This window comes from uncultured Nostoc sp. (assembly GCF_964245445.1).
In the GTDB taxonomy this organism is placed as follows: domain Bacteria; phylum Cyanobacteriota; class Cyanobacteriia; order Cyanobacteriales; family Nostocaceae; genus Nostoc.
The window spans coordinates 19,788-31,401 of sequence record NZ_CAXTNE010000059.1 but is presented as its reverse complement, the minus strand read 5'-3'; the positions used below and the strand labels follow the sequence as shown (position 1 = coordinate 31,401).

The window sequence follows — 11,614 nt, the reverse complement described above, 5'->3', positions numbered from 1 at the left end:
TCGCTACTATCCACATCTGGATTCACAAAATATTATTAGTGGGATAGGTTCAAGTAACTCTGCAAAACTTCCTCTTAGAAAACTTGGATAACCTGCGAGCAACTTCAACTTCAGCAGCTATTGGCAATATAGAGTTTGATGGGCAAACAAGCATCACCGACAGCTTTGATGTGATTAATGCTAACTCTACTCAAACTAGCATTTTCAACAAAAACACTGTCACCTTCCTCAATGACTTAAACAATAACATCGCAGGTTTTGATAAATCCAATGATGTGATTAATGGTCAAGGAGGTAATGACATCATTAATGGCAACAGTGGCAATGACCTGTTGCGGGGCGGGTCAGGCGATGATATTCTCATCGGTGGATTCGGTAATGATACTCTTGTGGGTGGATTCGGCAATGATATTCTCGTTAGTGGTGTAGGTGCTGACTCTTTCCTTTACAACACAGATGCTGCTTTTGCCCTGACTGCTATTGGTCAAGATGCGATCGCTGACTTCAACAGTTCCCAAGGTGACAAGATTGTACTGGATAAGACTACCTTTAGTGCAATTACCTCTGCTGTGGGAACAGGTTTTAGTAACTTGAAGGAATTTCAAGTCACGAATTTAGCAGGGACTAGCACAGCGAAAATTGTCTACGATCCTGTGAGTGGGCAGTTATTTTACAACCAAAATGGCTGTGCGGCGGGTTTTGGCAGTGGTGGTCTATTTGCAACTCTAACTGGTGCGCCAACTCTTACGGCATCAGATTTTCTGTTGCAAGCGTAGTTTGCTCAAAACACGGAATGTCGAGTTCGGAACAGGAAACTTCGAGTTCAGAACAGGAAACTCCGAGTTCAGAACAGGAAACTTCAAGTTCAGAACAGGAAACTTCGAGTTCAAAACAGGAAACTCCAAGTTCGGAACATGAAACTTCAACTTCAGAAACTTGAAGCTTATTTCTTCACTAACAACTCTGAGCTATTTAAGCTATTTAGATGTGGAAATCATAACTAATTACCCGGTCAACAATAGCCAATTAATTCACTATCATTCCACTCCAAGGTGTCGCCAATTTTTTCGCCGTCATGGTAGGCGGCGAGTAAAATTTCGCTGGTTTTTCCCCAAGCGATCGCTCCACTTGCATCTAAAGCGATCGCTCCCAAATCCCGTTTGTTCTGGTGCGCTTCCCCAAAGGATCGCTGCATGGCCTCCTTCAGGGACATCCCATCAGTGACACGTACTACAATTCGGGGAGCTAGACACTCATCAATGATATCTTCGCCAATGCCAGTACAGCTAACACCTGCATTATTAGTAGCATAATTACCTGCTGGCATCGCAGAATCACTTACCCTGCCAATCCGCTCAAAGCCCTTACCACCAGTAGAAGTGCCAGCAGCTAGCCTACCAGATGCATCTAAAGCTACCACACCAATGGTTCCGCGTCCGGCATTGCTGGTTTCTACCAGTTCGGGTTCTGCTACCACGCCAGCCATTGCGCTTTTAAAATTATCCTGACGCTCTTGTATCCACTCTTGTAACCGCAAATCAGTTAAAGCGTTATAGCTGGGAAGTTGCATTTCCCGCGCCAACTCAGCCGAACCGAAATCTGATAATACTCGGTCTGGGGAGTTTTGTAAAAATTGTGCTAACTCAATGGGATTTTTCACCCGCGAAATATTAATTACACCACTAAACCGCCCTGATGCGCCATCCATCAGAGAAGCACTCATGCGGATTTGCCCATCAGATTGTAGTACTGAACCAGTACCAGCATTAAAGCGGGGGTTATCTTCGAGCATTTGGCAACCATGCACCACCGCCTCAGAAGCAGTTGCTCCGCATAATAGTAGAGAATAGACTTCTTCTATTACTGTATGGAGCGATCGGCGCACCGCCTCCAATCCGCCTTTACCGTGGAGAGAACTACCAGCCCCCCCATGAATAATTAATTTAGGTTGCACCTGTGACTCCATTAATCTCTTGCGCTATTTGCGTCTGTGTTGCGGTTAGTTTCATTGGGGACTGGGGATTAGGGATTGGGGATTGGGTATTGGGAAGAATTCAGTCCCCAGTCCCCAGTCCCCAGTCCCCAGTCCCTTTAAGTTTTCGCTTCAGAACGGCGACGACGACAACGTTCTGAGCAGTATTTCACATCGTCCCAACAATCTTGCCACTTTTTACGCCATGTGAAGGGACGTTGACATACCGGACAGATTTTTGTCGGTAGGTCAGATTTAGAACGAACACGTCCCATATAAATACTCTGTATATGAGAATTTGATTTCTGAGAGATGGAAAATAATTATAACCAGTTTGCTAGGAAGGAAGGGTACTTTCGGCGAACAAATGTAATGTCAATCTATCCTTAGACTTGTTTTTGAGCTACCTGTATAGGAATATAGAACTATGAGCAGAAATACTGACAAAATCAGATGTAGTGTATATGTATTAAATAAGTCTTACAACTATAAACTAGAAAAGTGAGCAAGAAGTGAGCAAGTTTTGGTGTGGAAAGTGAGTAGTAGGAGCTAATAAGCTGTGAAGCACTTCGGTAATAACCGCACTATTTACGCATACAATACTAGAGACAAAACACCTCAACAAAGGCAACTATGAGAATAAATGCTCAGAGCCTGACTTCTTTTATACCAACTGAAGGCTTGGTATTTATAGATAAACTAGTGCAAAATATGGCATTTTTTCGGATCAAGCGATCGCTATATTGGACTAAAGCTACTCGTTTTTTTCGTCCCATAGTGGCATTTGTCGCTATTTTGCTCGTAGTCCTAACCTATGCAACCCCTAAAGCTTTGGCTTCAGACCACCAGGACACAATTTTTCTTGCCAGTAGGCTTACTGCTGCGGATCTCACAGATTTGTTTGTGTTTGAGAGTCCGACAAACCCCAAAAATGTTGTCTTAGTAATGGATTTCGACCCTCTGATCGTTTCTGGTGAAAATAGACCATTCGAGCCAAATATTCTTTATCAGTTCAAGATTGATAACACTGGCGACAGTATTGAAGATGTCGTACTTCAATTCAATATAAATGGTAAAGGCTCACAGCAAACGGTCACAGTGCGCGGCCCAAGTAGTCCAATCAAAGTAGGAACAACGTCAGCTTTGCTTCCAGTAAGTTGGACGGGGCAACTTAACCAAACATTCTCCGCATCTAACGGCATCAAGTTCTTTGTTGGCACACGCAAAGACCCGTTCTTTTTCGATCTGGAACAGTTCTTCAAAATCATCCCGGATCGTGATTATAATATTCAGCCTAATCTTAATCCTCCCTTCACAGTTCTTACCTTCAGACCACCTGGACAAGCACAAGACACCCTAGCCCCATTCAATGTTCACTCAATTATTGTCGAGCTACCCAGGAAACTGCTTGGTAAAGGCAAGATTGGTGCTTGGATAACAACTAGTGTTAGAACTCCTAGACTCAGAAACGGGAATTTAGCTCAGATTGAGCGGTTAGCAGTTCCAGCCCTGAATGAACTTTTTATGGACTACAAGGATCATAATAATAGTAATCTTCACACACCAACACAAGACGCTAGCAATCAATCCCAATTCATTCAAACCTTTGTCAAAGCGATCGGAAGACCTAAAGGCATAGCCGATGCAGTGATCTCAGTGGCGATTCCTGATGTTATCCAAGCTGACCTTTCTAAAGCTAGCGGTAGTTATTTTGGTACTCAGTTAGGCAACAACTTTGGTGGTAGAAGACTAAAAGATGACGTAATTGATGTAACAGCATCTGTTGTTTTTGGTAATGCAGTTACAGGGATTACTACAGGACAAATTCCGGCGCTGACTAGTGATAATGTTGGGCCTAATAATGCTAACTTTCTTCCTACCTTCCCTTATTTAGGTAATCCTTTGTAAGGTTTATGCATCTACGAATACTATGGGTGTTAGTGCTGACTAGCCTACTGGTTTTACTAAGACCCTGTGATACAGAAGCGCTAAGTTTAGGCTACACCAATAGTAATTTAGGCGCATATTCCTCTGCTGTGCAACTGCTGACTGTTAATTCTAGGCAGATATTATCAGTTCAGCAGTCAGATTTAGTTTTCCCCGATTATTTACAGCGATCGCATATTATCAGCATCTATGAGGAGAAAGTTGCTCAATCTCCCGATTCCTCAATATTTTTACGTCTGTTAGCCGATCAATATTTGAGGCGCTTTCGAGAAATTGGAGATATAGACGATGTGTTACGAGCAGAACAAGCGGCACGTAGATCTCTGGCACTACAGCCGCTTTATAATGATGTTTCTTCCATGCTCTTAGCATCAGCTTTACTATCTCAACACCAGTTTCGATCAGCTTTAGAAGTATTAAATAATTCATCTGTTGATAATCCCAGTATTATCTCGCTCTTGGCATCGATTCAGATGGAGTTGGGTGATTATGAAGCAACTCATCAACTATTGCAGAGCCTTGCACAGGAGGAATCGAACTCTGGTCATAAGGCAATTGTCGCCCGTTACTTAGAGTTAACTGGCAATCTCGCCTCAGCGCGACAACTGCTAGATGAGGCTATGCAGGAGATGGACTCTTTCTACACGACGAGCGCAGAAACTCGTGCTTGGTTTCATGTGCGGACTGGGGATCTGGCTTTTGCATCTGGGGATTTTGCCCTGTCTGAGCAGCGATATCGGGAGAGCTTTGACCTCTTCCCACGGCATATACCTGCGTTTACAGGACTAGCCCGCCTCTATGCGGCACAGCATCGCTGGCAGGATGCCCTGAATGCAGCCAATCAGGGTATAGAACTAATGCCGTTGGTAGAAACGCTGGGGTATAAAGCTGATGCTCAAATAGCGCTGGGAGATCAAAAAGGCGCAACTGAAACTGAAGATTTGATTGGGGTAGTAGCTTACCTAAGCAAGGTTAAAGGAATCTACGATCGCGCTTTGGCAGTCTACTACACCGAACACGGAATCCACTTACCAGAGGCGCTAGAGATTGCCCGTAATGAAGTGGCAGTGCGAGATGATGTATATGCAGAGGATACGTTAGCTTGGGCAGCTGCGGCTAATGGGCAATGGGAAGAAGCGCAAAGGGCAGCACAACGGGCAACTCGCTTTGGAACAGAGGATGCTTTGCTGCAATTCCATGCTGGCATGATTGCATTTCACTTAGGTAATCGTGAGGAAGCAATAAAGCGACTAACTCAAGCTGTTAATCTGAATCCTCAATTTCATCACAAGTATCCTGATGAAGCTCGTCAAGCAATTTTGGATTTGGGCGTGAGCGCTCAGTCGAAGTCCAAAATTTAAAATAACGCTGTATGGAGTTCTTTATGAAAAAGCTACTACATTACTTGGCTTGCACTACTGCAATCATCGCAATATGTTTATTTTGGATGCCGAGGGCGGATGCCCATCCTTTAGGCAATTTCACCATCAATCACTACGCTGGAGTGCAGGTAGCAACCGATGGTGTGGGGATTGATTATGTTCTAGACATGGCAGAAATTCCGGCTTTTCAGGAAATTAATCACTTAGATACCAATCGCAACCGCAAAGCTGAACCTGTAGAGACGATTCAATACCCTGACCAAAAATGCCAGGAAGTCAACTCACATCTGGAACTGTTGATCGATAAACAGCCTTTAGCACTGTCTTTGATCAAATCAACAGTCGAATTTCCTCCAGGTGTAGGAGGATTATCTACGCTGCGACTGAGTTGTAACTTTCAAGGGCCAACGGAGTTAATAGGCGCGAATCAGTTAATATTTGAAGATCAGTTTTATCCACAGCGCTTGGGCTGGCGTGAGATTACTGTAGCTGCAAATGGCATTCCCATTCAAGGTGATTTCACCTCTTTGAGTATCACCAACCGCTTGAGAGATTACCCTACTGAGTTACTCAGCAGTCCTCTGGACCAACGTCGGATTTCTTTTAAACTCAATCCGTCTCTGACATCAAGTGAACAAGCGCCTCCACCATTTGTTAAGTCATCCAGCCGCTTAGATAATGCTTTGACAGGAAGAAGCAACGATCTCTTCACTAGCTTAATTATCCAGGAAAATCATAACTTCCTGACTATCCTAATAGCTCTAGCGATCGCCTTTTTATGGGGTGGTTTACACGCCCTGTCCCCTGGTCATGGAAAAACGATAGTCGGTGCTTATTTGGTGGGTTCCCGTAGTAATGCCCAACATGCCTTATTCCTGGGGTTGATTATGACGATTACCCATACTGCTGGCATATTTGCTCTGGGTCTAGTTACTCTTGGCACATCCCAGTTTATTTTAACAGAGCAATTGTACCCTTGGTTAAGCGTACTCTCTGGTGTGCTGGTAACTGTAATTGGTCTGAATTTGTTTATCAGTCGATTGCAAGGGACTCAAGTCTCTCATTCACATGACCATGTACATAGTCATCAACACAGCCACGACTTGCATCATCACCATCACCATGAGCATTCACATCTACCGCCTCACGGTGATGTAAGTTCCATGAAGTGGTCTAGCCTATTAGCGCTAGGAATTTCCGGCGGCTTGTTACCTTGTCCTTCAGCCTTAGTAGTGTTGCTGAGTGCGATCGCAATGGGACGAGTAGGCTTTGGATTAGCGCTGGTATCTGCCTTTAGCTTAGGTCTAGCAGCAGTACTAACTGGAATCGGCTTAATGCTAGTCTACGCCAAGGATCGGTTTGAGCATTTACCATTGCAGATACCCAGGATAAAAATGTTACCTGTGGCAAGCGCTTTATGTATCACCCTAATTGGCTTAGGCATTACTTCACAGGCTTTACTCGCTCATCCCTGGAACTAGATAAAAGTGCAATCATAACAAAGCACTCAGTTTTGTCAAATAACCCTGAACAACTAGATGTCAGAAAATTTTATTTCGAGGAAAATATGAAACGATTTATTTTCATCTCTTTAATAACTGCTTTGTGCATAATCGGCTACTTTGAAATTAGCTTATCACAGGCTGAAAAACTTTTTTGGCTTAATTTGAGTCTTTGAAAGCCTGCCCACGAAATCATTTTACACTTCGCACTCGGAATTTTTGCTGATTATTAGTACATTCGTAGGGGCGTATTGCAATATGCCCCTACGATGGGATATTTTTTTGATTTAAGTTCTGCAAAATGGATGGTTCGCGTTTCTCGCCATACCATAAAGCCATACAGTTCAGTTAAGCATTTCTTCCTTCTCTTCCTTCTCTGCGAGACGCACTCGCATTTGCGTCCTTAGCGGTTCGTTAAAAAAATTGACTTTAGTAAAGAGTTAAGTCTTAACTGAACGCGTATTGTACCATAAAGAGGGCGATTTAATGCCTAATTCAGAGGGTTATAGTCTGAGAGTAGATGATCTAAAAGCTTACCTTCGTAATGATTTAAATATGAAGCAGATGTTCCTAACTCCTGTAATTTCTGGTAAATAAAATCACGTTCAAATGTTTCAATACGTTTTTCTAAGTTTCCATAAAGTTCCTCAAAGGTGAACTCAGTTGCTAAAGCTAAGGCAATTTGTTCTCGATCTTTCCCAAGTGATCGACCGTTGAATTGATAATCACCTTGAGAACGTTGGGTTAGTAGCCCAAGAGCGATTGCTAAGATTACTTTCTGATAAGCTAGTTTTAATTCCCTACCAGAACCAATTTCTTCTGGAATTAAATCGGGAATGTTTTCGTCTTCATCGATTTGTTCGCTCTGAGTCCGTTCATAGCAGGCTGCACAAAAAGCGGCACTGTGAGGATCGAGTGCAAGTAAAATAGTTGGTTTTGGCATGGGGACACTCTCAGAGTGCAAACTATGGGGCTAAATAATCACATCTAAATCTTCCAGGTAAGCTTCAATTTCCTGGATTTCCATTTCTACCTGTTCTTGAATCTGGGCATCAACCTTACCTCCCTTTAAAACCTGATTCAGGTGCTTGATGTAGTTTTGCAAACTAAATTTGGCTATGTCTTGGTCTTCGTAAGTAATACGCTCAACTTTGTTAGCAATTTCCTTGACTAGAGGCAAGTTACTTTTGAAAGTTTTAAATGCTGATTTGCGATCGCTTCCCAAAGGCAAAACCCCGCCCTCTAATTTTTTCGCTTGTTGTGTAGAAACGAAATATTTCCTACCCTCATTGACAACCAATTTATATGGATCGGGTGCTAAGGCTAATGCAAACCAACGCAACGCCCCACCGTCGTCTTCCGGTGGAATTAAATTAGCTAAGTTTGTCCAATTGCGATGTAAGTGCTTGAAGACTTTATTCGGATCTAGGTAAGCTGACTCCAGTTCCCTCATTCCATTGAAGGCAAATAAGGGGACACCGACTTCTACCCGAAACAGCATCACCTTATGGGGTTCGCCTGTCGGTACGAAAGAAGGATTATTATTTCCTTTAGGCAAGCGATTAGAAAGAGGTGGATCGCTGAAAATTGTGTTGTTGCTCTCTACTCCGTAATAATAAAATTCTGTGATTAAGTGTTGCTGTTGAATGGGAATTTCCGATACTTCATACTGCCAGAGAGGAACTGCAAGTTTGCCAAGTTGTTGCAAATCTTGTCCCGCATCTTCGGGATTACTATCTGCTAAAACCTGCTCAACAGTCATACTGGTGAGAGGATAGTAAGCTTCATTTACAAATTTCAGAATTTCGTTCTTGACATCTTCAGCTTTTTTCTCAGACCAATTCGTTAAAGTTTGAGACTGTTCTCGATGCCAACGGATAAAATCTTCGCCAGTAACTTTGGGGCGTTTCGATTGCAGATTGATGCGCCCAATAGTGTGAATAAAAGGATTATCGTTACTTCCTTGACGGTTGACCTCGTGATAACTCTGTTCTAAATCTCGGTAAACTTTATCTAAGTTGCTGTGTAGACGCTGACACTTTTCCTGGATTTGCTCTACCTTAGCCCGCAGTACACCATAAAGTTCAGCCGCTTTATCACACCGTTTCCAATGTAAATAAGTCTTCCACTTTTGGTCAGCCCGTTCTTTGTATCTCTGACAAGCTGCTTGGATAGTATTTTTATTTGGGAACCAAGTTTCTGCGGCTTCTTTAATTTTTTCTTCTTGTGGTTCTAATTTCAAAGCATTGAAACTAGATTGCGCCTCTTGCGATTTGCGCTGCACACCTTGCTGTAATTCTTCTAATTTTTGGGAAAGTTTGCTCAAAAATTCCGAAACATAAGCTAGCCCATTGGGACGGTTAAGACCGCGTTCCCAGAAAGTTGCGATCGCAGCAGTTGTTGTCTGTTGTAAGCGATGAAAATTCAATCCCAATTCTTGAGCCGTCCGTTGTTCAAATTGATCTAGCTGTCGTTTGTAGAGTTCTTTGATCGTCGGTAAAGCAGTGCGATCATGACGGATTTCGCCAATTCTAAATTCGGGTTTCATTTGTCCACCGCGATCGCTTTCAGTCAAAGCATTCAAGACAGTAGTAGCGTCTGCTAACTTGCAATCTTCTAAAAACCGGGCGATGTCGCTTTCTAAATCGATTGCTAGCGTAGATGCCATTAACTCATTCTTCAGCAAACTTTGAGCATCTTCTAATTTCATCCGCTCGTATTGCTGTACTGGCAGAGTCAAGGTAGCAAAGCCAAAACTACAGTAATTTATATTGCGTCCTCGAACTTTTTCACCAGTTGCCAGATAAGCGCGAATGTTATCAGCAACGTTAGCAGCGTCTAGACCGATTTGAGAACCAATTTGGATGTATAAGCCATCTGCAACTAAATTTTGCAAATCGTCTGGACGACCAACTACAGTTCCATTTTTGTTAACCCCGTCAATTAAAAATACAGCATCAAAGGGAGGGCGATCGGCTTTGATTTTTCTGATACCATAATCAATCTCAATGCTATTAGATGGTGACAATCCCCAAAAGTGTTCGATTTCCTTGAGAGCGCCATAAGCATTAGACTTGACCAAGTGAGTTTGGGGAATATTGGCAAACACTCTGGGTAAAACAAATACTCCCGTAATATTAGAAAAATTATTGATATGTTGCCGTGTTAAAAAAGCCGCATCTAAGAATGTGCCACTGCCCGTCCCACCAGCCAAACTGCCAACAATAAAAACTTCGACACCATCCCGACTGGAAACTTGAAAGTTATCTGAAAATGCTTGTTTACTAGTGCGAATTTCGCGGACAGCATTGATTGCTTGAGCAATTAAAGCGTCAATATCGCCTACTTTCGCAAACAAGGCGAGGCGTCCTCGGGCCCGAATCTGTCCAGCGCCACTGATCAAGCTGGCTGCGGAAATGTCCCTAGGCCACCATTCAGCGATGTGGTCGTTACGTGTTAACGGTAGTGGATTTGCGACAGAAATTGCATAAAGTTCATTAGGTTCTAAGAAAACCTTAGTGCCATCAGGTGATTTTTCTCGTTCTTGGATATTTTCAGTAGTATCAATAGAAATAAAACGGATAACTTCTGGAACTGAGCCGTAAACATCTATAAATCGCTTTTTAAGTTTGAGTACGACTTCATAACCCGTTCCTCCTAGCCCGATAACAACGGTAGGACGAAAAACAACCGTGGGACGCACAACCGTGGGACTTAACATTCACTTTCCTGTGATATTATTCAAAAGTTTGTTTGCCCACTGCCTGGCTCAGAGGGTCTTTGGTGTTCAATCCAGTTAAATTGCAACTTAACGTTGCAAATTTGGATGATGTCCTCGTTGAAGAGTTCATCTGTATTTATATTTTTAGTATTGACAAAAATTACACCTTTCAAACATCGCAAATCTATATTCTTTTTGCCTAACCGCCAAACTGTGACTAACTCGGCATCCGAATCTGTCGCGGCAATGGCTGGTATCAAATCACTCAGGCATACTCTGCCTTTTTGTAAATGAGTAAGACTAATTTCTTCGTCTTCCGATGATTGTGGCAGTGGTTCCAGCAATACCAACGCTCCTTCTAAACGGTTGCGGTTGCGGAAATCTTCGACTAATTCCAAGGGGGTTTTGCGTTGAATCAAACAAACTACTATTAGGGCAATTAACAACACCAACAGCACTAAGAGTAACCAAATAAGTATTTTTCGCCATAATGGCATCAAAATATACAGATGAACTCCCGCACTGACAGGATTAGTAATTGAGTTATCTGGGGTTAGGACTAAGGTGAAGGTGCGATCGCCTGCAAAACTGTTATCAGTAACCTGCAACTGCACAGGAATTTTAGTTTCTCCTAGTTGTAAGGATATGGCTGCTGAAGGTTCTGCCATAGAAACGTCTTTGAAATTGCCTTGCAGTTGTAAGCTAGCTGTTCCAGATGTATTGGTGCGAACTACCAAAGTTTGGGTTTCAGTGGTTTTACCTGCTTCTATTGAGCCAAAATCTATCTTTTTAGGTTGTATTTGCAGTTGTGACTGAATGGTTACAGGTAGGTCAATTTTAATTGGTGCAATCGCTTGATCTGCACTTATCAACACCAAGCGTAAGCTACTAGCGCCCCCCTTTGCCTCCGGTGGTATCTGTAAGCGCACAGGGATTGCTGTAGCTTGATTAGCAGCTAAGTCGATGGTGCGATCGGGTGAAATTAAGCGAATACCACTTTGCTGAGGGTCTTCTAGCTGCAAACTTACTTTAGCATTGACATTACTAATATAATTTTTTTTGTATTAAATTATTAATCCATAAACTGGCA

The 11,614-nt window shown here is 42.8% G+C and carries 9 protein-coding genes; 4 read left to right on the top strand and 5 right to left on the bottom strand.

The genetic code is table 11. The features are described 5' to 3' along the window. Positions 1-83 precede the first annotated feature (83 nt). Complete coding sequence (locus ACFE90_RS12955; RefSeq protein ID WP_375501055.1) at positions 84-776, top strand: calcium-binding protein; 693 nt, start codon at positions 84-86, stop codon at positions 774-776. Positions 777-1,012: 236 nt separating this feature from the next. Here the strand turns inward: ACFE90_RS12955 and ACFE90_RS12950 are convergent, their stop codons facing one another. Beyond that, complete coding sequence (locus tag ACFE90_RS12950; RefSeq protein ID WP_375501053.1) at positions 1,013-1,966, bottom strand: isoaspartyl peptidase/L-asparaginase; 954 nt, start codon at positions 1,964-1,966, stop codon at positions 1,013-1,015. Between the two features lie 125 nt (positions 1,967-2,091). Continuing rightward, entirely contained in the window at positions 2,092-2,247 is a 156-nt protein-coding gene (locus tag ACFE90_RS12945; RefSeq protein ID WP_094341107.1) for a DUF2256 domain-containing protein, read from the bottom strand. A gap of 358 nt (positions 2,248-2,605) precedes the next feature. Between ACFE90_RS12945 and ACFE90_RS12940 the strand changes: the two genes are divergently transcribed. The 3 genes from ACFE90_RS12940 to ACFE90_RS12930 are packed head-to-tail and all read left to right on the top strand — an operon-like array spanning position 2,606 to position 6,782. Further along, positions 2,606-3,880: a DUF4331 domain-containing protein gene (locus ACFE90_RS12940; RefSeq protein WP_375501051.1), complete on the top strand. Its 1,275-nt coding sequence runs from the start codon at positions 2,606-2,608 to the stop codon at positions 3,878-3,880. Between the two features lie 5 nt (positions 3,881-3,885). Beyond that, the gene (locus tag ACFE90_RS12935) at positions 3,886-5,280 is read left to right on the top strand and encodes a tetratricopeptide repeat protein (RefSeq protein ID WP_375501049.1); all 1,395 of its coding nucleotides are present in this window, start codon (positions 3,886-3,888) and stop codon (positions 5,278-5,280) included. A gap of 23 nt (positions 5,281-5,303) precedes the next feature. Continuing rightward, the gene (locus ACFE90_RS12930; protein ID WP_375501047.1) at positions 5,304-6,782 is read left to right on the top strand and encodes a nickel/cobalt transporter; all 1,479 of its coding nucleotides are present in this window, start codon (positions 5,304-5,306) and stop codon (positions 6,780-6,782) included. Between the two features lie 511 nt (positions 6,783-7,293). Here the strand turns inward: ACFE90_RS12930 and ACFE90_RS12925 are convergent. The 3 genes from ACFE90_RS12925 to ACFE90_RS12915 are packed head-to-tail and all read right to left on the bottom strand — an operon-like array spanning position 7,294 to position 11,546. After that, positions 7,294-7,746 (bottom strand): hypothetical protein, encoded by a 453-nt coding sequence (locus ACFE90_RS12925; protein WP_375501045.1) that lies wholly within the window; start codon positions 7,744-7,746, stop codon positions 7,294-7,296. Positions 7,747-7,776: 30 nt separating this feature from the next. Beyond that, entirely contained in the window at positions 7,777-10,524 is a 2,748-nt protein-coding gene (locus ACFE90_RS12920) for a tubulin-like doman-containing protein (protein WP_375501043.1), read from the bottom strand. 20 nt (positions 10,525-10,544) lie between these two features. Further along, positions 10,545-11,546, bottom strand: a complete 1,002-nt coding sequence (locus tag ACFE90_RS12915) for a hypothetical protein (RefSeq protein WP_375501041.1) — start codon at positions 11,544-11,546, stop codon at positions 10,545-10,547. Positions 11,547-11,614 lie beyond the last annotated feature (68 nt).